Genomic DNA, 22,261 nt, shown 5'->3' on the forward strand with positions numbered 1-22,261 from the left:
CGGCGTGGCACTCACGGCGCCGTACTCACGGCGCGGCGCTCACGGCGCGGGCTCAGGGCGTGGCGAGCTCGAACCAGGTGACCTTGCCGTCGCCGCGCAGCTGCACGCCCCAGGAGTCCGCGAGCGCCTCGACCAGCAGCAGGCCGCGCCCCGACGTCGCGTATTCGACCTCCGGGCCGCGCCGGCGACCGGGCAGTCTGCTGCTGCCGTCCTGCACCTCGATGCGCAGCCGGTGGTCCGAGCCGAGCACCGCGTCGAACACCGCGCCCTTGCCGGTGTGCAGCAGCGCGTTGGTGACCAGCTCGGAGGAGAGCAGCTCGGCCGTGTCGGACAGCTCCGGCACCCCCCAGTGGCTCAGCGCCGAGCGCAGCCGCCGCCGGACCGCGCCCACCGCGACCACGTCCGCCGGGTCGAGCGTGAGGTGCAGGCGCCGGTGCAGGGCACACCCCGCGGCCGGCGCGCCCGGCAGGGCGGTGCCCGTACTGGCCGGCCCCTGGACCGGCCCGGACCGGTAGGCGTCGCCGGAACTCGTCCGCTGCCGCGGGAATCGCGACTGACCGTCCATCAACCCATGCCCCCGCCCTGAAATCCGGGCCCCCGCGTCCGGATCCCCCGCCGGTCGGGTGGCCCCCCTGGTTCTGACCACTCATCCTCATGCCCAGTTGACGGCGTTTGCAACAGTGTGCGTCCGATCACGTGGGGTGAAAGGGGCACGGGGCGGTCCGCGTGATCCAACTGCCCGCGCCGGACAGGTTTGCGAAGCGCAGAGGCCGTGTTCGGGGGCGCCGACCCCCGATCCCGCGCACACCCGGCGCCCGTACGGACCGTGCGCCCGGCCGCGCGCCCCCTGGCCCGCCCCGCCGCGCGCCGAGGGCCGAGACGGGGGCGGGGGTCAGGAACTCCCCTCCTCACCCACTCCCTCACTCCCCCGCTCACCCCCGCCCCCGCCCGGCGGGCCGAACCCGCGCACAGCGGCAACGCTGGACAGGGCGGCCCGCTGCGGGTTCAATGGCCCGAGATGTTTGAACGCCGTTCTAACATCGACCCGGGTAGCCCGCGAGGCCCCGGCCCCCTCCCCCGGCGACCGCGAGCGAGGAACCGTGCGACTGACCCCCACCGAGCGGGACCGGCTGCTGATCTTCACAGCAGCCGAACTGGCCCGCGCCCGCCGCGCCCGGGGCGTGCGCCTCAACATCCCCGAGGCCACCGCCCTGATCGCGGACACCGTCTGCGAGGCCGCCCGCGACGGCCGGCGCCTGGCCGAGGCCATCGAGGCCGGCCGCTCCGTGCTGACCGCCGACGACGTGCTGCCGGGCGTGCCCGACGTGGTCACCGTCGTCCAGGTCGAGGCCGTCTTCGACGACGGCACCCGCCTCGCCGTCGTCAACGACCCGTTCAAGGGCGCCGGCTCGCTCGGTGACGAGGCCCCCGGCGGCGCGCTGATCGGCGACGGCGCCGGGTACGACCCGGTCGAGGAGACGCTGCTGATCCCCGTCCACAACACCTCCGGCGTACCGATCTCGGTCACCTCGCACTTCCACTTCTTCGAGGCCAACCCGCGCCTGGCCTTCGACCGGGCCGCCGCCTACGGCACCCACCTGGCCGTCCCGGCCGGCTCCTCGGTGCGCTTCGACCCGGGCACCACCGTCGAGGTCGGCCTGGTGCCGATCGGCGGCGAGCGGGTCGCGATCGGCTTCGCGGGGCTCGTGGACGGCCCCCTGGACGCGCCCGGTGCGAAGGAGGCCGCCCTCGCGAAGGCCCGCGCGACCGGCTACCTGACCCGCTTCGACGACTCGGAGGTGCCCTCGTGAGCGCCATCACCCCGCACGACTACATCTCCGTGCACGGCCCGCGCGCCGGGGACCGCGTCCGGCTCGGCGACAGCGGACTGATCGTCCGCGTGGAGTCCGACTCCCAGGCGCCCGGCGACGAGTTCCTGGCCGGCTTCGGCAAGACCGCCCGCGACGGTCTGCACCTCAAGCCCGCCGCCGTCCGGGACACCTGCGACGTGGTGATCAGCAACGTGCTGGTGATCGACGCGGTCCTGGGCATCCGCAAGACCTCGATCGGCCTGATCGGCGGCCGGATCGCCTCGATCGGGCGGGCCGGCAACCCGGACACCCTGGACGGCGTGGACGTGGTCGTCGGCACCGGCACCACGATCGTCTCCGGCGAGGGCCTGATCGCCACCGCCGGCGCCATCGACACCCACGTCCACCTGCTCTCGCCCCGGATCATGGAGGCCTCGCTGGCCTCTGGCGTCACCACGATCATCGGCCAGGAGTTCGGCCCGGTCTGGGGCGTCGGCGTGAACTCGCCCTGGGCGCTGCGCCACGCCTTCAACGCCTTCGACGCCTGGCCCGTCAACATCGGCTTCCTGGGCCGCGGTTCGTCCTCCGACGAGGCCCCGCTGATCGAGGCACTGGCCGAGGGCGGCGCGTCCGGCTTCAAGGTGCACGAGGACATGGGCGCGCACACCCGCGCGCTGGACACCGCGCTGCGGGTCGCCGAGGAGTACGACGTCCAGGTCGCCCTGCACACCGACGGCCTGAACGAGTGCCTGTCGGTCGAGGACACCCTGAAGGTCCTCGAAGGCCGGACCATCCACGCCTTCCACATCGAGGGCTGCGGCGGCGGGCACGTCCCGAACGTCCTGAAGATGGCGGGCGTGCCCAACGTCATCGGGTCCTCGACCAACCCGACGCTGCCGTTCGGCCGGGACGCGCTCGGCGAGCACTTCGACATGATCGTCTCCGCGCACGACCTCAAGACCGACCTGCCCGGCGACGCCGCCATGGCCCGCGACCGCATCCGGGCCGGCACGATGGGCGCCGAGGACGTGCTGCACGACCTCGGGGTCATCGGCATCACCTCCTCCGACGCCCAGGGCATGGGCCGGGCCGGCGAGACGGTGCGCCGCACCTTCGCCATGGCCGGGAAGATGAAGGCCGAACTCGGCCCGCTCGACGGGGGCTTCGGCACCACCGAGAGCGGCGACGACAACGAGCGGGTGCTGCGCTACATCGCCAAGCTCACCATCAACCCGGCCATCGCGCACGGCCTCGCGCACGAGGTCGGCTCGATCGAGGTCGGCAAGCTCGCCGACATCGTGCTGTGGCGCCCGGACCACTTCGGGGCCAAGCCGCAGCTGGTCCTCAAGTCCGGGTTCCCCGCGTACGGCGTGGTCGGCGACCCGAACGCCTCCACCGACCGCTGCGAACCCCTCGTGCTGGGGCCGCAGTTCGGCGCCCACGGCGCGACCGCCGCCGACATCTCGGTGGCCTTCGTCGCCCAGGCCGCCGCCGACGGCGCCTACCTCGACCGGCCCGCCGACGGACTGCCCACCCGCCGCCGCCGGGTCGGCGTGCGGGGCACCCGGGGGATCGGGCCGCGCGACATGGTGCGCAACGCCCGCGTCGGCCACGTCGAGGTCACCGAGACCGGACTGGTCTCCCTGGACGGCTCGCCGCTGCGCTCCGAACCGGCCGACAGCGTCTCGCTCAGCCGCCTCTACTTCCTCTGACCCGCATAGGACTCCACCATGACCACCGCCAGCCCCGCCTCCCCGGGCACCGCCGCCACCCCCGCCTCCCTGGGCTACCGGATGCCCGCCGAGTGGCACCCGCACGACCGCACCTGGATGGCCTTCCCCACCCCCAACCCCACCTTCGACGGCCCCGAGCAGCTGGACGCCGCCCGCCGGGCCTGGGCCGCCGTCGCCGACACCATCGTCCGGTACGAGCCGGTGACGCTGATCGTCAACACCGGTGAGACGGCCGACGCCCGCCGCTACGTCTCCGAGAAGGTCGAGATCGTCGAGCGGCCGCTGAACGACGCGTGGATGCGCGACATCGGCCCGTCCTTCCTGATCGACGGCAAGGGCTCGCTGGCCGCCGCCGACTGGATCTTCAACGGCTGGGGCGCGCAGTCCTGGGCCCGCTGGGACAAGGACCAGCACATCGCGGAGCACATCGCCGAACTGACGGAGGTCCAGCGCTTCGCCTCCCGGCTGATCAACGAGGGCGGCGGCATCCACGTCGACGGCGAGGGCACGGTGCTGGTCACCGAGACCGTCCAGCTCGGCGAGGGCCGCAACGCCGACTGGTCCAAGGAGCAGGTCGAGGCCGAGCTGCACGCCTTCCTCGGCACCACCAAGGCGATCTGGCTGCCGCGCGGACTCACCCGCGACTACGACGAGTTCGGCACCCGCGGGCACATCGACATCGTCGCCGCCTTCGTCCGCCCCGGCGTCGTGGTCGCCCACGTCCAGCCCGACCCGGCGCACCCGGACCACGAGGTCTGCCGCGACCTCGTCGCCGTCCTGCGCGCCTCGACCGACGCCCAGGGCCGGCCGCTGGAGGTCATCGAACTGCCCGCCCCCACCGTCCTGTCGGACGAGGACGGCGAGCCGGTCGACTACTCCTACATCAACCACTACGTGGCCAACGGCGCGGTCGTCCTCTGCGCCTTCGACGACCCGCGCGACCAGGAGGCCGCCGACATCCTCGCCAAGGCCTACCCGGGCCGCACCGTCGAACTCGTCGACGCCCGCGAGATCTTCGCCAACGGGGGCGGCATCCACTGCATCACCCAGCAGCAGCCCAAGGCGCTCTGACCGCCGGCAACCGGCCCCACCCGGGCGGGCGCCCCGCGCGCCCGCCCGGGTAGCCTTCCGAGCGCCGCCCCACCGAGGAGAACCGCAGATGGCCGACCCCCGCCCGCGCCGGCCCGCGCGCCCCCGCGAGGAGGTCTTCGCCACCGCCCGGGCCGCGATCGCCGAACACGGGCTCGCCAAGCTCACCATGGCCGGGCTCGGCAAGCAGCTCCAGATGAGCGCCGGGCACCTGCTCTACTACTTCGGCAGCAAGGACCAGTTGCTGCTGGAGACCCTCCGCTGGAGCGAGGAGCAGCTCGGCACCCGCCGCCGCGAGGCCCTCGCCGACCGCGCCCTCGACCCCTGGCAGCGGCTCGACTCCTACCTGCGCCTCTACCTGCCGGACGGGGCGGGGGACCCGCGCTGGATCCTCTGGGTCGAGGTGTGGGGCCGCTCCCCCGCGAGCGCCGAGATCCGCCGGGGCCAGCAGGAGATCGAGGCACCCTGGCAGGCCGACCTGGTCGCCCTCATCGAGGAGGGCACCGCCGGGGGCCACTTCACCCCGGGCCCCGCCGCCGACCGCGCGGTGCAGATCCGCGCCCTGCTCGACGGCCTCTCCGTCCCCATCGCCATCGGCCTCCCCGACGCCCACCGCCCCGCCGCCCTCACCCAGGCCACCGCCGTCACGACCATCCTCCTGCGCACCTGAGCCATCCCGCGCACGAGAAGTCGGCCGGCCCGACTTCCTGCGCAGCAGCACACCCCGACCAGCCCCCGCGAACCGCCCCCACACACGAACCCACCTGCACCAAAAGTCGGCCCGGCCGACTTCCCACGCGGCAGACGCGAGGCGGTGGCATGGAGACCAGACCCGCGCACGAGAAGTCGGCCGGCCCGACTTCCTGCGTAGGGCACGCCCCAACCAGCCCCGGGAACCGACGCCCACACACGAACCCACCTGCGCCAGAAGTCGACCGGGCCGACTTCCCACCTGGCAGACGGAGCGGGACACTGCGAGGCGGTGCAAAGCACCAAGCCGACCAGGCGGCAGGCCACAGGGCCGGACTCTCCCACGCGCACCAGAAGTCGGCCAGACCGACTTTCCACGCAGCAGCGCGCCCCGACCAGCCCCCGCGAACCGCCACCCACGCACAATCGCGCCTGCGCGAGAAGTCGGCCCGGCCGACTTCTCGCGCGGCAGGCCGGGCAGGATCACTCGGTCCAGATGGCGGCGGCGGTGCGGTCGTCGGCGTAGCCCTTGGCGCGGACCTGGACCTGGCGGAGGAAGTCGACGGTGCCCGGGGGGTGGGGGTGGGCCCAGTGGGTGGAGAGGAAGTGGGCGACGGCCGGCTCGTCGGCGACGGGGCGGGCCAGGCCCGGGGTGCAGAGGAGGAGTATGTCGCCCGGGGTCGCCGGCACCAGCCGGAAGCGGAACGGGCGCGGGCCGGGGGCCGGGGCGTCGGGTACCGGCGGCTGGCCGTCCGGGTGGTGCAGCAGGCGGGCCGCGTAGGCGTCGATCCAGTGGCCGGAGCGCAGCAGGTAGAGCCCGCCCGGGCCGACGCCGAAGGCCGCGCGGTAGCCGGCCTCCGGGTCCAGCGACATCAGCAGGCAGTGCAGCGAGGCCGGGGACGGGGCGTCGTCCCCCTCCTCCCGGGGCGCCAGGGCGCGCAGCGGGGCGGCCGCGCTGGTGGCCAGGCGCTGGAGGCCGTAGCGGAGCCGGTCGCGGGCTCCGTCGCGCAGGTCGGCGGCCAGTCCTGCCCGGCTGCGCCCGATCGCGGCGGCGAGCTGGCGACAGGCCTCCCCCGTGGCCGCCGCGACCGCCGCCGGGGAGACCGTCTCGTCCTCGGCGCCGGTACGGTCCAGACCGCCGAGGACGGCGAGCAACAGGCCGTCGGCGCCCTCGCCGAACCGGGTGACCAGCAGGGCGTCACGGCGCGGCTCGCCCCGGTAGCGGGCGGAGTCGCCCCGGACGGAGGCGGCGCGCAGCACGGACCCCCCGTACTGCGCGCCCTCCAGCACGGTGTCGGGGACGAGCGCGCGCAAGGCCCCCGGGTCCGCCTCGGGTACGGCCGTCGGTTCGGGGCCGTACGTCGGAGGGCGTTCGCCGACGTGCGGGACGGCCGCGCCGCCGTCGGCGAGCGGGGCGCGGATGGTGAGCCGGGGGTCCGGGACGGCCGCGGTGGGGGGCGAGGGCTCGGGGTCGGGTTCCGGGGTGTGGACGGGCTCGGGCTCGGGGGTTCCGGCGACGGCGACGGCGGGAGCGGGGGCGTCGAGTTCCGCGGGTTCCAAGGGTTCCGCGGGTTCCGAGGGTTCGGCGGGTTCTCCCGGCCTCTCCGCGGCCTCGGGCTCCTCGGCAGCGGGAGCTTCGGGTTCGGTCTCAGGCTCCGGCTCGGGTTCTGGTTCCGGCTCACGCACCGGTTCCGGCTCAGGCGCCGGTTCGGTCTTCTCCAGCGAAACCGGTACGGCCTCCGGCTCCGGTGCCGGTTCAGCCGTCCGCTCCGGCCTGACCTCCGGCTCCGCCGCCGGTCGCGGCGGCGCCGTCGGTGCGTCGTCGGCGAAGGCGGGGGCCGGGAACTGGTGGGTCTCCGGGGAGGTCCGCTGCCGTCCGATCCCCGCCGCTCCGCCGATCACGCCGACCGCGGTGTCGAACCAGTCGTCGATGCTGTCCCGGCCGTCCTGGGCCCGCGAGCCGTCCGGCTCCCCGGCAGCCTCCTCCGCGTCCGCGCCCGCCTGCGCCGGTACCTCCGGCTCCAGCTCCGGCTCCAGCTCCGGCTCCGCCGACCGCTGCTGCCCGATGAGCCCGACCGCCGTGTCGAACCAGTCGTCCACGCTGCCGCCCCCCGCGTCGGCGAGCGGAGTGTCCGGGAGGGTGCCCGCCGGACCGTCGTAGACGGCGTCCCACCAGCCGTCGTCCGGCCGGTGCGGCTGTGCGGGTGCACCCTGCTTGCTCATCTGGCGGCTCCTGGTCGTTCCGTGGTCGCGCCGCCCCCGGGCGGGCCGGGCTGGACGACATTGTTCTCCACCTGCGACGACCCTGTCCGGGTTTCGGCGACAACCGGTCACCCACCGGAACATCCCGGCCACCACCCTCACCGCCGCTTCACCGACCCCGCCGCGGGTGCGTCACCCGTTCGTCCGCTTCCGTTCCGTCCGTGCTTGCCGGATGTGTCCGGAGCAGGGCGTTTCCTGGCCATCCGGGTGTGCGGGCCGCCGAAAATGGGGGCCGTTGGGGGGCATCGCATCACTCGTTCGGCTGATTAAATGTGCGCATGACCGCGTCGGCCCCCAGCTCGCCCCGACCGGGGAGGGCCGCGTCCGCGGGCCGCCCGGCAGCCAGGCTGTTGGTGCTGCTGCTCGTCACCCTGCTGACGCTGCTGCCGTGCGCGGGCCCGGCCAAGGCGGCGGACGGCGGCCGTCCCGCACCGCCCCAGGCCGCGGTGAGCGCCGTCACCGTCGTCAGCGTGGTCAGCGTCCAGGTCGCCACCGGGCAGACCTCCCGCCCCGGCCGCGCCGCGAAGATCACCAAGTCCGCTGGGCCCTCGGAGCACCACCGGACGGCCGAGGAGCAGGGGCACTGGATCCTCTGCACCGCCGACGGCCAGCCGCCGCGCAACAACGGCTGCTCCAGCCACCCGTACTGCCCGCAGGACGCCCAGCTGCCCAACCCGCCGCCGCAGCCGCAGCCCGCCGTGTCACCGCTCACCCCGGCCGCGCCCGAGGCGCCGCACCGGGTGGTGCCCGCCGGCCTGCTGGACGGCTCGCACCCGGTACCCGACCTGCACGAACTCCAAGTCCACCGGTCCTGAGCGGGGCCCGCCGTCGGCACGCCCGCCGACGGTTCCGCCCTTCCGCTCACTCCAGCTGACCGCCGTCACCGACCGGTGCGGCGGGGACAAGGACGACCATCATGGGTTCCGCTTCCAAGCAGTCCAACAAGCCCGGCGGCAAGCAGCAGTCCGGCGACCGCCGCGCCCGGATCGCCGAGCTGCGCGCCGCCGAGCAGCGCCGCGACCGCCGCAACAAGATCGTCGCCTCCGTGGCGGCCGGTGTGCTGGTGATCGGCGCGATCGCCACCGGCACCTGGATCGTCATGGACCAGAACCAGAAGAAGAAGGACAAGGAGGCCGCCGCCAACGCGGACATCCCGGGCGTGAAGACCTTCGGCGAACTGAGCCGGACCCACGTCAAGGACAAGGTCACCTACCCGATGACCCCGCCGGTCGGCGGCGACCACAACGCGATCTGGGCGGACTGCATGGCGCACGTCTACGACCAGCCGCTGGAGAACGAGCGCGCCGTCCACTCGCTGGAGCACGGCGCGGTCTGGGTGACGTACAACGGCAAGGCCACGCCGGACGACATCAAGATCCTCTCCGACAAGGTCAAGAAGACCCCGTACTCGATGATGAGCCCGTACCCGGACGAGCAGGGCACCATCACCCTGAACGCCTGGAGCACCCAGCTGATCGTGGACAGCGCCACCGACCCGCGGGTGGAGGAGTTCTTCACCAAGTACGTCCAGGGCAAGCAGACCCAGGAGCCGGGCGCCTCCTGCACCATGGGGCAGATGTGAGCGGCGCCGACGCGCACCGCCCGGAAGCTGCCTCCCCGGAGGCGGCGGACTCCGCCGAGACGGGCGGCGCCGCCCACCGCCGGCGCGTGTGGTGGCCGGCCGCCCTGGCCGCCGCCGTCGCGCTGGCGCTCGGGGTGCCGGCCCTGGTCGCGAGCGGGACCTCGGCGTCCGGCTCCTCCACGCTGTCCGTCCCGGCGGACGACTCGCCCGAGGCCGGGTTCGCCCGCGACATGGCGACCCACCACCAGCAGGCGGTGGACCTGTCGTTCGTCGTCCGGGACCGCACCTCCGACGAGCCGACCCGCACCCTGGCCTTCGACATCATCAACACCCAGGCCAACCAGCGCGGGATGATGATGGGCTGGCTGGACCAGTGGGGGCTGTCCCAGCACGTGACCGCCGCGCCGATGGCGTGGATGAAGATGGGCCACGAGTACCAGGCCCACGACGGTTCGCTGATGCCCGGCATGGCCACCAACACCCAGATCGCGAAGCTGCGCACGCTCAGCGGGCGGGACGCCGAGGTGTACTACCTCCAGCTGATGATCGAGCACCACAAGGGCGGCGTCGAGATGGCTCAGGGCTACGTCGACCTGGCCAAGAACGACGCGGAGAAGCGGCTCGCGCAGTCGATGGTGGTCGCCCAGACCTCCGAACTGGAGCTGATGACCGACATGCTCAAGGAGCGCGGCGCCGCCCCCGGCGTGCCCGCCTCCTGAGCGCTCCTCCGCACGGCCCGCACGCTCCCCCGGACGGCCGGGGCGCCGGCGGGGACGGTCCCGTACCGTCCCGGCCGCGCCCCGGCCGTCCGCGTTCCTGTCCCGACTTCTCGTGACCTCTCCTGGAGAACCCCCGCATGACCACCGACGCCCCCTGGCTGATCGCCGGACTGGGCAACCCCGGCCCCTGGTTCCGGCTGACCCGGCACAACGCGGGCTTCCTGGCCGTGGACCGGCTGGCCGAACGGCACGGCGCCCGGTTCCGCCGGCGCGGCCTCGCCACCCTGGTGGCCGAGATCGGCGTCGGCGGCCACCGGGTGCTGCTGGCCAAGCCACTGTGGTCCATCAACCTGTCCGGGCGGCCGGTCGCCGGACTGCTGCGCCGTCACGACGTCCCGGTCGAGCGGCTGGTGGTGGTGCAGGACGACCTGGACTTCCCGTTCGGCTCCGCCCGGCTCAAGCGCGGCGGCGGGCCCGGCGGCCACAACGGGGTGCGCTCGGTGGGCGAGGTGCTCGGCACCCGGGACTTCGCCCGGCTGCGGTTCGGCATCGGTCGGCCGCCGAAGGGCCAGAGCGTCGGGGACTTCGTGCTGAAGAAGTTCTCCGACGATGAACTGGGCGCCCTACCGGCCGAGTTGGACCGCTGTGCGGACGCCCTGGAGACGCTGGTGCGGCGCGGCCTGAACCGGGCCCAGGACGCTCTGAACGCCCCTGCGGGGGCCTGAGGGGCCGGGGCCCAGGGAGCCGGGGACCCGGGCGGGCCGGTTCTCGGACCGATATCCGGGTGCGGCCGGGTGGCCGCTTCTGGCAGCGTGGCTCCCGTGACCACGCTCCGAAGGGCCGATGCCGCGTAGACGGCCGCGCGCCCTGCGCGCCGAACGACCACTCCCCCGCCTCTGGGGGCCCGCCCCGCCGCCGCGGATCCACGGGCTCTCCGCCGGGGCGAGCCTGGCCGTGCACCGGGTCGAGCACCTGAGCGGGAGTCCCTCCCCTCGCCGCGCCCCTCCCCGCCACGCCTTCCTCCACCCGGGCGCCACCGACAGGGCGTTGCGGCGCTACCGGGCGTTCCTGCGGCCACTGGGCAGGCGCCCGCTGTACCCGCGGGAGTCGCACTGCTCCTGCTCCGGGTGCTCCTTCGACGACGTCAGGCACGCGCGCGACGTGCTGGCGGAGGTCCTGGAGGGGCTGCCGCCACGGGCCCGGGCCGAACTCGGCCGGCTGGTGGGGTCGCTGGACGAGGAGTTCTCGCGCCGCACCCTGCCGGACCCGTTCGCGCACCGGCGCCGGTGGCGGACCGGGTTCTGGTGGTACCGCCGGCTGGCCGAGCGGTCGGAGTGGGGGTGAATCCTCCCCGGCTTCCGCGGACCGGCTGCTGCGGACCGGTCAGGCTTCACGCTCGGTCAGGCCTCGGCCTCGGACGGGCCACAGCCCCGGTCAGGACTCACGTCCGGCCCCGGCGCCCCGGCCCCGGACGGGCCGGGTGAGCAGCGCGGCCGTCGCCGCGACGGCGGCGAGGACGAGCAGCACCGTCCGCCCACCGGACGCGGCGCCCGCCAGGTGGACACCGAGGACGGACAGCGCCATGCCGAGCGCCGTACCGAGGCTGCGCGCCATGTTCACCATGCCGCCGCCGACCGCCGAGCACTCCGCCGGTATCGCGCGCATCACCAGCGCGTTGTTGGCGGGCAGCAGCAGGCCCAGACCGTAGCCGGCGACCAGCAGCGGGGCCGCCGCCGCGTCCGAGGCCGGCAGCAGGGCGAACAGCAGCAGTCCGGCGGCCGCGGTCAGCGCGCCGGAGCGGCACCTGGTCACGTCCGACCAGCCCCGGGGCAGCAGTCCGCCGCCGACCGTCGCGGCGAAGGCGAACGCGGCGGGCAGCAGGGTGATCACCAGACCGGCGCGGGCCGTCGACAGGCCCGCGCCGGTGAGCAGTACCGGGCCCAGCACCAGCGGACAGAACAGCAGCAGGTAGCCGATCAGGGCGACCAGCAGGCCCGAGCGCACGCCCGGGGTGTTGACCAGCCCGGGGGCCAGGATCGGCCGGGCGGCCCGCCGTTCCTGGCGCACCAGCGCGAGGGCCAGGGCGGCGGAGGCGAGCAGCAGGGCGGCGACCGCCCAGCCGGGCAGCGGCAGGCCGGAGGCGGTGGACAGGGCGAGCAGCAGCGCGGTGGTCGCGCCGGTGAGCAGCAGCATGCCGGGCAGGTCGAAGCGGGCGTCGTCCCGACGGACCGTGGCGCGCCCCCGGAGCGCCGGGACCGGGGCCGGGGCACGCCTGCGGGGCGCCGGAACGAGCGCCGGGACGACGGCCGGACCGGTCGCCGTCCGGGTGCGGGGCAGCAGGAACCAGCCGGCCAGGATGCCGAACACCGCGATCGGCACGTTGACCCAGAACACCCAGCGCCACGAGGCGTGCTCCACCAGCAGCCCGCCGAGGCTCGGCCCGAGCGCCAGGCCGAGCCCCTGGGCGGAGGCCTGGATGCCGAGCGCGCGCCGCATCGCGCACTCCGGGACGCCGCGCGCGACCAGGGCGACGCTGTTGGCCTGCATCATCGCGGCGCCGACCGCCTGGACGGCGCGGAAGCCGACCAGCTCCCAGAGGCCGCCAGCGAATCCCGCGCCGAGCGAGGAGAGGCCGAAGAGCGCGAAGCCGCCGATGTACATGGTCTTGCGACCGACCAGGTCGGACAGCCAGCCGACCGGCGCCAGCAGGGCGACCAGGACCAGCAGGTAGGCGAGCGCGACCCACTCGACGGCCGCGAAGCTCGCGTCGAAGTGCCGGCCGAGGGCGGGGAAGACCAGGGCGATGACGCTGGCGTCGAGCTGACCGAGGAAGGCGCCGAGGCAGACCGTGGCGACGGCCAGCCAGTGGGCGTGGGGCCAGCCGGCGATGCCGCGGGGCCTGGGCCGTTCGGTGAGCAGCCGCGAGGCAAGGGCGGTGGCATTCATGCCACAAATATATCGGATACAGATATGTTCGTTCTACGAGCAGATCGTACTGCGACATGGTCCGTCGCACGCTGCGAACAGCGCCGGACGGCCGCCGGGGACGGAGCCAGGCGCGCCCTACCCGAGCCCGCGCAACAGCGCCGCAACACAGCGCGGGGCGGGGCCCGAACCGGCCGCCGGACCACCCCGTACCAGGAGATACGCTGTCCGCCATGCCGTCGTCACCACACGTTCCCGACCCCGCCACCGGAAGCCCCGACCCGGCGGTCGAGCAGGCCCGGCGGCTGACCGACACCGTCACCCGGCTGCGCCGCGCGCTGCGCAGCAGCATCCGCACCGACTATCCGTGGGAGTCCCTGCCGATGGCACAGGTCGAGCTCCTCCAGACGCTGGCCGCCGCACCGCTGCGGGTCGGCGAGCTGGCCGCGCGGCAGCGGCTCGCTCCCAACACCGTCAGCGGGCTGGTCGGGAAGCTGCTCGAAGCCGGCTTCGTGGACCGCCAGGCAGACCCCGGCGACCGCCGCACCGCCCGGATCGCCCTCACCCCGGCGGGGCGGCGGCAGTTGGACGACTGGCAGCACGCCCATGAGCGCCGGATCGCCGCCGCACTCGGCACCCTCGCCCCGGACGACCGCTCGGCGGTCATCGGCGCCCTGCCCGCGCTGGAGCAGCTCGCCCGCGCCCTGGCCCAGCCGGGCGCCGGGGGCGAGGTCCCGCCGGGTGCCGGGGACGAGGTCCCGCGGGGTGACGCGGAGGGGCCGGCGGCGGAGTGAAAACCCGCTGGTGACCGGGGTGCGCCCGGCGCTACCGTCCCCCGGTATGACGACCACCGCGGACGTACGGATCGAGCCCTGGACGGACGACGACCTCGCGCTGCTGCGCCGGGTCAACACCCCGGAGATGAAGAAGCACGTCGGCGGACCGGAGAGCGCGGAGCAGCTGCTCGTACGGCACCGGCGCTACCTGGACTTCGTCCCGTCCGGGCTCGGCTGCATGTACCGGATCGTGCTGCTGCCCGAGGAGGAGTCGGTCGGCACCGTCGGCTACGGCACCCGGACCTGGGAGGGGCGGACCGTCCACGAGATGGGGTGGAACGTGCTGCCCGGCTTCCAGGGCCGGGGCATCGCGGTCGCCGCCACCCGGGCCGCCGTCGCGGCCGCCCGCCGCGAGGCCGCCCACCGGTACCTGCACGCCTTCCCCTCGGTGGACAACCCCGCCTCCAACGCGGTCTGCGCGAAGGCCGGGTTCACGCTGCTCGGCGAGACGGACTTCGAGTTCCCGCCCGGGCGGTTCGTGCGCAGCAACAACTGGCGGGTGGACCTTCGGGGTTGAGTGGCCGGCGGGGTTGAGTGGCCGGCGGGGTTGAGCACCCGGCGGGGTTGAGCGCCCGGCGGGTTCGAGTGCCGGGTGAGGTCGAGCGCTCGATCGGCCAGAACGCCCGCCCGGGGCAAACGTCCGCCGGGAACGGTCAGAACAGAGTGCCGCTCTCCAGATCCAGCAGCCAGCGCTTGCGGTCCACCCCGGCCGCGAAGCCGGTGAGCGCGCCACTGGCACCCAGCACCCGGTGGCAGGGCCGCACGATCAGCAGCGGGTTGGCGCCCACCGCGCCGCCGACCGCGCGGACCATGCGCGGCTCCTGCCCGGCCAGTTCCGCGAGTTCGCCGTAGGTGACGGTCTTGCCGTACGGGATCTCGTCCAGCGCGGCCCAGACCCTGCGGCGGAACTCGGTGCCCCCGGGCGCGAGCGGGAGGTCGAAGCAGGTGCGCCGGCCGGCGAAGTAGTCGGTCAGCTGCGCCACCGGCTCGGCGAGCGCCTCCGGGTCGGGGACCCAGCCGTCGGCGGGCTCGGCCAGCGCGTACTTCTGGCCGGGCGCGGTGACGGTGGCAAGCGCGGCCGGTCCGCCGTCCTCGGGCAGCACCCCGCTGAGCAGCAGCCGCCCGAAGGGGCTCTCCATGGTGGTGTAGACGATGGTGCTCATGCTCGGTCGTTCTCCGTTTCAGTGCTGGTACCGGCGGTGCCGGCGGCGGAGCCGACCTGGGCGCCGCTGACGGGGCTCGCGGGGGCGGCGCTCACGGAGCCGGCCCACAGCCGGTGGACGGCGTAGGAGCGCCACGGCGCCCAGGCCTCGGCGGCACGGGCCGCGGACTTCGGATCACCGGGGGCGCCGAGGCGGAGCAGGCCGTGCTTGACACCCACGTCGCTCGGGAGGAAGACATCGGGGTCGGCCAGCGCCCGCATCCGCAGGTAGCCGACCGTCCACGGGCCGATACCGGGCAGGTCCAGCAGCCGGGCTGCGGCCTCCTCCCGGTCGACCCCTCCGTCGAGGCGGACCACGCCCTCGGCCAGCGCGGCACACAGGCCGGTGAGCGCGCGGCGGCGGGCGGCGGGCATCGCGAAGTCCTCCGGATCGGCGGTGGCCAGGGCCGCCGCGGTCGGGAAGAGCAGGCGCAGGCCGCCGCTGGGCTCGGGCAGCGTGGTGCCGTACTTCTCGGCCAGCCGCCCCGCCAGCGTACGGGCGGCGCCGACGCTGATCTGCTGGCCGAGCACGGCGCGGACGGCGAGCTCGTGCGGGTCCACGTGGCCGGGCGAGCGCAGGCCGGGGCGCTCGCGGACCAGCGGACCGAGCAGCGGGTCGGCGCCGAGCTGGTCGTCGACCGCGACCGGGTCCGCGTCCAGGTCGAAGAGGATGCGCAGGCGCTGGACGGCGGTCGGCAGGTCGCGCAGGTCGGCGAGCAGCAGCCGGCAGTCCAGCCAGCCGCGGGTGGGCGGCTGGTCCGGCGCCAGGCCGTCGACCTCGGCGATGCCATGGCCGTACGGGAGCGCGAGGGTGCGCCGGTAGGTGCGCACGCCGGGGCGCGCGCCGGGGACGACCTCCTCCACGCCGGGGACGGCGCGCAGGGCGAGGAAGTCGATCAGGTGGTCGCTGTCGAGGGCGCCGCGGTAGGCGAGGCGCAGGGTGAGGCCACCGGCCGGGGTCGCGGTGCGGCGGCCGGCGGCGACCTCGGCGCGCAGGCCGCTGGGGGTGCGGTCGTAGACCTCGCGCACGGTGTCGTTGAACTGACGGACGGAGGCGAAGCCGGCCGCGAACGCGATCTCGGTGACGGGCAGTTCGGTGGTCTGGAGGAGCAGGCGGGCGGTCTGGGCGCGGCGGGCGCGGGCCAGCGCGATCGGGCCGGCGCCGAGTTCGGCGGTCAGCTGGCGTTGCAGTTGCCGGGAACTGTAGCCGAGGCGCACGGCCAGGCCGGCGACGCCCTCCCGGTCCACCACGCCGTCGCCGATCAGGCGCATCGCCCGGCCGACCAGGTCAGCACGGTGGTTCCACTCGGGCGAGCCGGGCACGGAGTCGGGGCGGCAGCGGCGGCAGGCGCGGAAACCGGCCCCCTGGGCGGCAGCGGCGCTGGGGTAGAAGACGCAGTTGACGCGCTTGGGTGTCACCGCGGGGCAGCTCGGACGGCAGTAGATGCCGGTGGAGGTGACCGCCGTGAAGAAGACCCCGTCGAAGCGGGCGTCTCGGCTGTCCACGGCTCGGTACCGGATGTCGTCGTCGATCACGCTGTCCAGTCTGCGGCACCAGGTGTGAGCCGACTGGCGGAAATCGGACATCACCGTTCCGGAGCTTCCCCGGCCGCCTCCCCGCCGCCGCTCCGGCGGTGCCGGGAGCGGCGGCGGAAGCTCTGTAGAGGTACTCCTACGTGACTGCCTGGGGCCCCTTCCCCCTCCCCCTCCCCCCACCCCACCCGCCACCACCACCGCCCACCGCCCACCGCCTCGCCCCATGGAGCCATGGCCCTGTGAGGCTCCATGGCTCACCGGCCCGTGCCCACGCGCAGCCGGGGCCGCACTCGCGCCGGGCCAGTGCCGCACCGGGGCCGCACCCGGAGCCGGGCCAGGTTCGAGCCCGGGCCTGCGCCCCTGTCCGGGCCCCCGGTCCAGGCCAGGGCCCACGTCCGGAGCCGAGCCCGCTCCGCGCCACAGCGCGGCAGGCGGGCCGGGCGCCCGTGAGCACCGTCGCGAGCCGCGGCGCCCGAAATTCGCGGGCGCGCCGACCAGCGCCGCCGTTAGCCTCGCCGGATGAACGAACAGCAGCCCTACACCGGCGTGGACGACCCGCGCGTCGCCGCCCTGCCTCCGGCCGAGTTCGCGTTCCCCGGTCCGCTGCGGGACCAGCTGGTCGCCGCGATCCTCGACGCCTCCAAAACCAGCACCACCGGCCTGGTCGCCGACTACGAGCACGAGAACGAGCCCTTGCCGCTGGTCGGCGAGCGGGCCGCCGTCCTCGACTCGGACGGCCGCAGGGTCGCCGTGATCGAGACCACGGACGTCCGGGTGGTCCCGCTCGCCGACGTCGACCTCCAGCACGCCGTGGACGAGGGCGAGGGGTTCACCAGCGTCGCCGAATGGCGAGCCGGGCACGAGCAGTTCTGGCGCAGCCCGGAGCTGCTCGAAGCCCTCGGTGATCCGGAGTTCACCGTGGACGACACCACCCCGCTGGTCCTGCAGCGCTTCCGCCTGGTGGCCGACCTCCGCTGAGCCGGGCGGGGCCCGGCGAAGGCCGGCCGACGGCCGGTTCGCGGCGGCCGGCCGGAGCCGAGGTCAGCGCTTCACCGGACCTCCCGCGGCTCGCATCGACTTGGTGATCGTCTTCCACTTCTTCAGCCGCGCCTTGGCCACCCGGGCGTCCGTGCGCGAGGCGATCCAGTCGTTCTCGCGCTGGAGCTTGAGGTAGCTGTCCATCCGGCGCTGCGGCAGGGTGCCGTCGGCCAGCGCCGCCCGCACCGCGCAGCCGGGCTCGGTGTGGTGGCCGCAGTCGTGGAAGCGGCACTCCTCGGCCAGCTCGGCTATGTCGGCGAAGGCCAGGTCCACGCCCTCGCCACCGTAGAGGCCGACCTCGCGCAGCCCGGGGGTGTCGATCAGCACGCCCCCGCCGGGCAGCGGTATCAGCTCGCGGGTCGTCGTGGTGTGGCGGCCCTTCTGGTCGACCGAGCGGGCCTCCTGGACCGTCATCACGTCGACCCCGACCAGCGCGTTGGTGAGCGTGGACTTGCCGACGCCGGACTGGCCGATCACGGCGGTGGTGCCGGGGGTGCAGGCGCGCAGCACGTCCATGCCCTCGCCCGTCTCGGCGCTCACCACGAGCACCGGGACGCCAGGGGCGACCGCCTCGACGTCGGCCCGGATGAAGTCGGCGTCGTCGACCAGGTCGGCCTTGGTGAGGACGACCAGCGGCTCGGCGCCGGACTCCCAGGCCAGGGCGAGGAACCGCTCGATCCGGCCGAGGTCGGGGTCCACCGCGAGGGAGGAGGCGATCAGCACGGTGTCGACGTTGGCGGCCAGCACCTGGCCGTCGGAGCGCTTGCCGGCCACCTTGCGGATGATCGCGGTGGAGCGCGGCAGCAGCGCGGCCACGGAGGCCATCGGCCGGGCGTGGAGGTCCACGGCCGCCCAGTCCCCCGTGCACGGGCAGTTGATCATGTCGGCGTCGCCCACCGACCGGGTGTCGAACCGGACGGTGCACGGCTCGCCCGTCTCCGGGTCGGCGATCACGGCGTCGCACTGGCCGCGGTCGACCCGGACGATCCGGGCCGGGAGCAGCCCGGCCTCGCCGAACGGGGTGAACAGCTCCGCGAGCTCGGCCGTCCAGCCGTAACCGGTCAGCGCGGAGGCGTCACCGGCGGAGGAAGAAGAAGAGGAAGAAGAAACGGAGGCAGCGTTGAACAACGCGGTGGCCCTTCGGGAGGAGATGGTCCCGGCGGGCTACGGCTGGCGCGAAGGGCTCAGCCGGCGGCCGGGAAGAGGCGGTGAACGCGAGTGCTGCCCTGGGCAGCTATCGGGGCGACAACGACCACGGGGTTCACCTCCTGCTCTCTACTCCTCGGGCGGCCCAATGGCCCCCGAACCGGACGTGTCACACGCTAGCGGAGCGGGGGGTTGTGGCCAACCCATTTTTGACCTGCGGAAACGTGGCGCGGAGACGCTCAAGGGGACTACGGAGGACCAAAATTGGCCCGCACAACAACCACCCCGGGCGACCGAGGCTCGCGCCATCCCGCGCCCCAACCCCTCGTCCCCACCACGCGCCCCCACCCCTCGTCCCCACCCCCGCGCGCTACCCCCCGTAGCGGTGCCTGAGGTTCGGGTCGTCCAGCCACCACGGCCGCATCCCGGTCTCGTCCTCCTCCGGCAGCCCCGCCTCCCGCGCCCGCGCGGCCGCCGCCTCGAAGCGGGCGTCCAGCTCGGCGTCCACCGCCTCGGTCTCCTCCCGCCCCTGCACCACCATCCGCCGCACCAGCGCGGCCAGGAACGGCAGCCCGACCAGGTCTCCCAGCACCCAGAACGCGTTGCCGCCCCAGGTCTGGTCCTGCGCCAGGCTCGGCCCCCACGGCCGCCCGAGCGCCACGTAGTAGTGCTCGGCCACCAGGTGCCCGCCGTAGATCAGCACGATCCCGAGGCCCGCGTCGAAGATCACCTCGGCGAAGGTGATGAACAGCCCCACCAGGTGCGGGTACTCGTGCCCGACCGGGTCGAGTTGCAGCCTCGGCCAGAAGTAGGCGAGGCCCAGCAGCACCAGCGCCAGGTGCAGCACCACGTTGCCGAGCCCGCTGGACACCGACCACTCGTACCAGGGCGTGAAGTAGAGCAGCCACGGCGGCGCCATCAGCAGCGCGGTGGAGACCGCCGGGAACATCAGCACCTTGGACGGACGGCTGCGCAGCGCCCGCAGGACGCGCTCCCGCCGGGCCGCCGGCGCCGCCTCGGCCAGGAGCGAGACCGGGGCGCCGAGCGCGAGCAGCAGCGGGACGACCATCAGCAGCAGCACGACCTGCACGGCCCGGTCGGTGAACAGGACCCGCTCGTACACGCCGAGGCCGGAGCAGGTGCACCAGATCCACAGCAGCAGCCCGCCGAGGAAGGCGGCGGTCCGGGTCGGCCGCCAGCGCCCCCGGCCCGAGAGCCCGCCACCCGAGAGTCCCCCACCCGAGAGTTCCCCACCCGAGGAGCCGCCACCGGAGAGCCCGGAACCCAGACCGCCCGAGAACCCACCGCCCGAGAGCCCACCGCCCGAGGAGCCGCCATCGGACGGCCCTCCGGCGCCCGCCCGGCGGTTGACCCTGCGCACCGCCCCCAGGTACCAGGCCGCGAGCAGCACCGACAGCACGAGCACCAGAGGTTCGGCCGTCCACGAGGTCGCCAGGTCGGACCACCGCCACGGCGGCGGCCCGCCGTAGGCGAGCACCGGGGCGGAGCCGCCCACCGCGCCGTCCACCGCTGCGTCCATCCGCCCGCTCACCTCACCCGTTCGGGGAGGCCCCACCGACCGGAGCACCGGCCGTCGGGACCCGCCGGGCCCGCCCCGGCGCCCGGCCATGATGTCCCCGCGCGAGGGCTCCGCCGCACCCGGGCCCCGCCTCTATACCCGGGCCTGGACAGCGCTTTACCCGGCCCCCGGCAAAGCTTTGCCCGGGCAAAGTTCCGCCCCTCGGCCGCCCCTCCCGGCAACCGCCCCGAAGACACAAACGTCTGGAAGGATGCACCGGCGGCGAGACCCCGCCGTGGTCGACAAGGGGATGACACGAGGTGCGAAGCACTGCACGCGGCGAGGGCCGCCGACTGGCGACGCGCCACCGCAACATCGAACTGGGCCTGGTGGCCTTCGCGGTGGCCGTCTGTCTGGCGGGACACATCGACGCCGATCTGGCGCTGACCGGAAAGCTGCCGCCCGGCCTGCTGGTGCACGGCCTGTCCCTGGGCGCGCTGGCCGGCGCGGCCCACCTGGCGGTGCGCCGGTTCGCGCCGTACGCCGATCCGCTGATCCTGCCGCTGGGCGTCTTCCTGACCGGCTTCGGACTGGTGCTGCTGGACCGGCTGGACTTCAGCTACAAGCTCGCGCACGCCGCCAAGGGCGACTACCAGAAGCTCCCGGCCGCGCCCTCCCAGCTGATGTGGGTGTTCATCTCGGTGGCGGCGGCACTCGTGCTGGTCGTCCTCGTCAAGCACCACCGCTTCTTCCAGCGGTACGTCTACCTGATGATGGCGGGCGCGCTGGTCCTGCTGACCGCGCCGATCTTCTCACCGACCGACAGCTTCGGCGCCAAGCGCTGGATCAAGCTCCCGGGGCTGCCCTCCTTCGAGCCGGACGAGTTCGTGAAGGTCGCGATCACGATCTTCTTCGCGGGCTACCTGATGGCCCACCGGGACGCCCTGGCGCTGGCCGGCCGGAAGGTCTGGGGGATGACCCTGCCGCGCGGCCGGCACGCCGGTCCGGTGCTGGCGATCTGGGCGGTCAGCCTGCTGGTGCTGATCTTCGAGCGCGACCTGGGCACCTCGCTGATCTTCTTCGGCCTCTTCATCGTGATGCTGTACGTGGCGACCGAACGCACCAGCTGGGTGGTGCTCGGGCTGCTGATGGCGGTCGGCGGCGCGGCGGTGGTCGGCACCGTGGAGCCCCACGTGCACGGCCGCGTCGAGGCCTGGCTGCACCCGCTCGACTACTACAAGCCCGTGCACGACCAGGCGATCTCCGAACAACCCGCCGAGGCGCTGTTCAGCCTGGGCACTGGGCACCTGACCGGGACCGGCCTGGGCTCGGGGCGGCCCTGGCTGATCGGCTTCGCCGGCCGCAGCGACTTCATCTTCACCACCATCGGCGAGGAGCTGGGCCTGGCCGGGGTGACCGCGATCCTGCTGGTCTACGTGCTGCTGATCCAACGCGGTCTGCGCACCGCGGTCGGCCTCACCGACCCGTTCGGCAAGCTGCTGGCCACCGGGCTGTCGGCGGCGCTGGCGCTCCAGGTGTTCGTGGTGGTCGGCGGGGTGAGCGGGCTGGTCCCGCTGACCGGCAAGGCGCTGCCGTTCCTCGCGGCCGGCGGTTCGTCGCTGCTGGCGAACTGGCTGATGGTGGGATTGCTGATCAAGCTGAGCGACTCCTCCGGGCGCACCGCGCTGGATCCGGCCCAGCCCTCCCCCGAGCCGCTCCCCGCCCAGGTCCAGGCCCAGCCCCGGGCACACCCGGTCGACGGACCCGCGCCCGCCCGACCGTCGGTGGACGGCCCGCCCCTGCCCGGCCCGTACGACCCGTCAGCCCCGGACCCGAGCCCGAACCCGAACCCGGCGGCACCGTACGCGTCAACCCCGCACGCGTCAGCTCCGTACGCACCAGCCCCCCACCCGTCAGCCCCGCACGCGCCGGCGGACCCGACGGCCCGGACCGAGCTGCGCCCCTCCTACGGCTTCGGCCACCCCCCGAACCCGGCCGCCCCCTGACGCCCCGCCGCGCCTGCACCGACGCCGCGGGGCACCGACGCCACAGGGCACGGACGCCACAGGGCCTCCCCCGCACTCTTGGGTTCTAGGAGTCGTTGCAACACCCCAGTTCAGGGGATGCATTGGACTTCGAGATTCGCAAGGTCCGGACGGCGCAGGGGCCTGTGA

General features: G+C 74.4%; 20 protein-coding genes. 13 read left to right on the forward strand and 7 right to left on the reverse strand.

Annotation, left to right across the window (positions count from 1 at the left end):
• Positions 1-52: 52 nt before the first annotated feature.
• Complete coding sequence (locus ACZ55U_RS17615) at positions 53-565, reverse strand: ATP-binding protein (protein WP_465527028.1); 513 nt, start codon at positions 563-565, stop codon at positions 53-55.
• Between the two features lie 535 nt (positions 566-1,100).
• Between ACZ55U_RS17615 and ACZ55U_RS17620 the strand changes: the two genes are divergently transcribed.
• The 4 genes from ACZ55U_RS17620 to ACZ55U_RS17635 all read left to right on the forward strand — a co-directional run bounded on the left by ACZ55U_RS17620 (position 1,101) and on the right by ACZ55U_RS17635 (position 5,303).
• Positions 1,101-1,811 carry an urease subunit gamma gene (locus ACZ55U_RS17620; protein WP_465527029.1) on the forward strand — a complete coding sequence of 237 codons (711 nt, stop codon included), beginning with the start codon at positions 1,101-1,103 and terminating at the stop codon, positions 1,809-1,811.
• Positions 1,808-3,523 carry an urease subunit alpha gene (locus ACZ55U_RS17625; protein WP_465527030.1) on the forward strand — a complete coding sequence of 572 codons (1,716 nt, stop codon included), beginning with the start codon at positions 1,808-1,810 and terminating at the stop codon, positions 3,521-3,523. Before ACZ55U_RS17620 ends, ACZ55U_RS17625 begins: the two co-directional genes overlap by 4 nt.
• Positions 3,524-3,541: 18 nt before the next feature.
• A complete protein-coding gene (locus ACZ55U_RS17630) occupies positions 3,542-4,615 on the forward strand; it encodes an agmatine deiminase family protein (RefSeq protein ID WP_465527031.1) in 1,074 nt (357 codons plus the stop codon).
• Positions 4,616-4,703: 88 nt separating this feature from the next.
• Positions 4,704-5,303: a TetR/AcrR family transcriptional regulator gene (locus tag ACZ55U_RS17635; protein ID WP_465527032.1), complete on the forward strand. Its 600-nt coding sequence runs from the start codon at positions 4,704-4,706 to the stop codon at positions 5,301-5,303.
• Between the two features lie 503 nt (positions 5,304-5,806).
• Here ACZ55U_RS17635 and ACZ55U_RS17640 read toward each other — a convergent pair.
• A complete protein-coding gene (locus tag ACZ55U_RS17640) occupies positions 5,807-7,546 on the reverse strand; it encodes a protein phosphatase 2C domain-containing protein (protein ID WP_465527033.1) in 1,740 nt (579 codons plus the stop codon).
• Between the two features lie 317 nt (positions 7,547-7,863).
• Between ACZ55U_RS17640 and ACZ55U_RS17645 the strand changes: the two genes are divergently transcribed.
• The 5 genes from ACZ55U_RS17645 (at position 7,864) to ACZ55U_RS17665 (ending at position 11,230) form a co-directional block, all read left to right on the forward strand.
• Entirely contained in the window at positions 7,864-8,400 is a 537-nt protein-coding gene (locus ACZ55U_RS17645) for a hypothetical protein (protein ID WP_465527034.1), read from the forward strand.
• Positions 8,401-8,501: 101 nt separating this feature from the next.
• Positions 8,502-9,167 (forward strand): DUF3105 domain-containing protein, encoded by a 666-nt coding sequence (locus ACZ55U_RS17650; protein WP_465527035.1) that lies wholly within the window; start codon positions 8,502-8,504, stop codon positions 9,165-9,167.
• The gene (locus ACZ55U_RS17655) at positions 9,164-9,886 is read left to right on the forward strand and encodes a DUF305 domain-containing protein (RefSeq protein WP_465527036.1); all 723 of its coding nucleotides are present in this window, start codon (positions 9,164-9,166) and stop codon (positions 9,884-9,886) included. The genes ACZ55U_RS17650 and ACZ55U_RS17655 overlap by 4 nt, the downstream gene beginning before the upstream one ends.
• Positions 9,887-10,023: 137 nt before the next feature.
• Entirely contained in the window at positions 10,024-10,611 is a 588-nt protein-coding gene (pth, locus tag ACZ55U_RS17660; RefSeq protein WP_465527037.1) for an aminoacyl-tRNA hydrolase, read from the forward strand.
• Between the two features lie 118 nt (positions 10,612-10,729).
• The gene (locus ACZ55U_RS17665; protein ID WP_465527038.1) at positions 10,730-11,230 is read left to right on the forward strand and encodes a hypothetical protein; all 501 of its coding nucleotides are present in this window, start codon (positions 10,730-10,732) and stop codon (positions 11,228-11,230) included.
• Between the two features lie 90 nt (positions 11,231-11,320).
• On the opposite strand, the gene ACZ55U_RS17670 is transcribed toward ACZ55U_RS17665, so the two are convergent.
• On the reverse strand, positions 11,321-12,832 hold the full coding sequence (locus ACZ55U_RS17670) for an MFS transporter (RefSeq protein WP_465527039.1): 1,512 nt from the start codon (positions 12,830-12,832) through the stop codon (positions 11,321-11,323).
• 212 nt (positions 12,833-13,044) lie between these two features.
• Between ACZ55U_RS17670 and ACZ55U_RS17675 the strand changes: the two genes are divergently transcribed.
• Together ACZ55U_RS17675 and ACZ55U_RS17680 are read left to right on the forward strand one after the other, a co-directional pair.
• Complete coding sequence (locus tag ACZ55U_RS17675) at positions 13,045-13,605, forward strand: MarR family winged helix-turn-helix transcriptional regulator (RefSeq protein WP_465527040.1); 561 nt, start codon at positions 13,045-13,047, stop codon at positions 13,603-13,605.
• A 46-nt stretch (positions 13,606-13,651) separates the two neighbouring features.
• Positions 13,652-14,164, forward strand: a complete 513-nt coding sequence (locus ACZ55U_RS17680) for a GNAT family N-acetyltransferase (RefSeq protein ID WP_465527041.1) — start codon at positions 13,652-13,654, stop codon at positions 14,162-14,164.
• A 136-nt stretch (positions 14,165-14,300) separates the two neighbouring features.
• On the opposite strand, the gene ACZ55U_RS17685 is transcribed toward ACZ55U_RS17680, so the two are convergent.
• Together ACZ55U_RS17685 and ACZ55U_RS17690 are read right to left on the reverse strand one after the other, a co-directional pair.
• Positions 14,301-14,810, reverse strand: a complete 510-nt coding sequence (locus ACZ55U_RS17685; RefSeq protein WP_465527042.1) for a methylated-DNA--[protein]-cysteine S-methyltransferase — start codon at positions 14,808-14,810, stop codon at positions 14,301-14,303.
• Positions 14,807-16,435, reverse strand: coding sequence for a DNA-3-methyladenine glycosylase 2 family protein (locus ACZ55U_RS17690; protein WP_465527043.1), 1,629 nt, complete (start codon positions 16,433-16,435; stop codon positions 14,807-14,809). The genes ACZ55U_RS17685 and ACZ55U_RS17690 overlap by 4 nt, the downstream gene beginning before the upstream one ends.
• Positions 16,436-16,903: 468 nt before the next feature.
• On the opposite strand from ACZ55U_RS17690, the gene ACZ55U_RS17695 reads away from it, so the two are divergent.
• Complete coding sequence (locus ACZ55U_RS17695) at positions 16,904-17,362, forward strand: ASCH domain-containing protein (protein WP_465527044.1); 459 nt, start codon at positions 16,904-16,906, stop codon at positions 17,360-17,362.
• Positions 17,363-17,425: 63 nt separating this feature from the next.
• Here the strand turns inward: ACZ55U_RS17695 and rsgA are convergent, their stop codons facing one another.
• Both rsgA and ACZ55U_RS17705 read right to left on the reverse strand, forming a co-directional pair.
• The gene (gene rsgA / locus ACZ55U_RS17700) at positions 17,426-18,550 is read right to left on the reverse strand and encodes a ribosome small subunit-dependent GTPase A (protein WP_465527045.1); all 1,125 of its coding nucleotides are present in this window, start codon (positions 18,548-18,550) and stop codon (positions 17,426-17,428) included.
• A 388-nt stretch (positions 18,551-18,938) separates the two neighbouring features.
• Positions 18,939-20,108, reverse strand: a complete 1,170-nt coding sequence (locus ACZ55U_RS17705; protein ID WP_465527046.1) for a cytochrome c oxidase assembly protein — start codon at positions 20,106-20,108, stop codon at positions 18,939-18,941.
• Between the two features lie 299 nt (positions 20,109-20,407).
• On the opposite strand from ACZ55U_RS17705, the gene ACZ55U_RS17710 reads away from it, so the two are divergent.
• The gene (locus tag ACZ55U_RS17710; protein WP_465527047.1) at positions 20,408-22,093 is read left to right on the forward strand and encodes an FtsW/RodA/SpoVE family cell cycle protein; all 1,686 of its coding nucleotides are present in this window, start codon (positions 20,408-20,410) and stop codon (positions 22,091-22,093) included.
• Positions 22,094-22,261: the final 168 nt, after the last annotated feature.

It is taken from the genome of Kitasatospora sp. NPDC034533, from assembly GCF_055575155.1.

Bases quoted from the DNA above. Each gene is read 5' to 3' on its own strand.
- ACZ55U_RS17675 (WP_465527040.1), top strand. From the start codon at position 13,045: ATGCCGTCGTCACCACACGTTCCCGACCCCGCCACCGGAAGCCCCGAC.
- ACZ55U_RS17685 (WP_465527042.1), bottom strand. From the start codon at position 14,810: ATGAGCACCATCGTCTACACCACCATGGAGAGCCCCTTCGGGCGGCTG.
- pth (WP_465527037.1), top strand. From the start codon at position 10,024: ATGACCACCGACGCCCCCTGGCTGATCGCCGGACTGGGCAACCCCGGC.
- ACZ55U_RS17630 (WP_465527031.1), top strand. From the start codon at position 3,542: ATGACCACCGCCAGCCCCGCCTCCCCGGGCACCGCCGCCACCCCCGCC.
- ACZ55U_RS17645 (WP_465527034.1), top strand. From the start codon at position 7,864: ATGACCGCGTCGGCCCCCAGCTCGCCCCGACCGGGGAGGGCCGCGTCC.
- ACZ55U_RS17670 (WP_465527039.1), bottom strand. From the start codon at position 12,832: ATGAATGCCACCGCCCTTGCCTCGCGGCTGCTCACCGAACGGCCCAGG.
- ACZ55U_RS17665 (WP_465527038.1), top strand. From the start codon at position 10,730: ATGCCGCGTAGACGGCCGCGCGCCCTGCGCGCCGAACGACCACTCCCC.
- ACZ55U_RS17705 (WP_465527046.1), bottom strand. From the start codon at position 20,108: ATGGACGCAGCGGTGGACGGCGCGGTGGGCGGCTCCGCCCCGGTGCTC.
- ACZ55U_RS17640 (WP_465527033.1), bottom strand. From the start codon at position 7,546: ATGAGCAAGCAGGGTGCACCCGCACAGCCGCACCGGCCGGACGACGGC.
- ACZ55U_RS17680 (WP_465527041.1), top strand. From the start codon at position 13,652: ATGACGACCACCGCGGACGTACGGATCGAGCCCTGGACGGACGACGAC.
- ACZ55U_RS17690 (WP_465527043.1), bottom strand. From the start codon at position 16,435: ATGTCCGATTTCCGCCAGTCGGCTCACACCTGGTGCCGCAGACTGGAC.
- ACZ55U_RS17695 (WP_465527044.1), top strand. From the start codon at position 16,904: ATGAACGAACAGCAGCCCTACACCGGCGTGGACGACCCGCGCGTCGCC.
- ACZ55U_RS17615 (WP_465527028.1), bottom strand. From the start codon at position 565: ATGGACGGTCAGTCGCGATTCCCGCGGCAGCGGACGAGTTCCGGCGAC.
- ACZ55U_RS17635 (WP_465527032.1), top strand. From the start codon at position 4,704: ATGGCCGACCCCCGCCCGCGCCGGCCCGCGCGCCCCCGCGAGGAGGTC.
- ACZ55U_RS17650 (WP_465527035.1), top strand. From the start codon at position 8,502: ATGGGTTCCGCTTCCAAGCAGTCCAACAAGCCCGGCGGCAAGCAGCAG.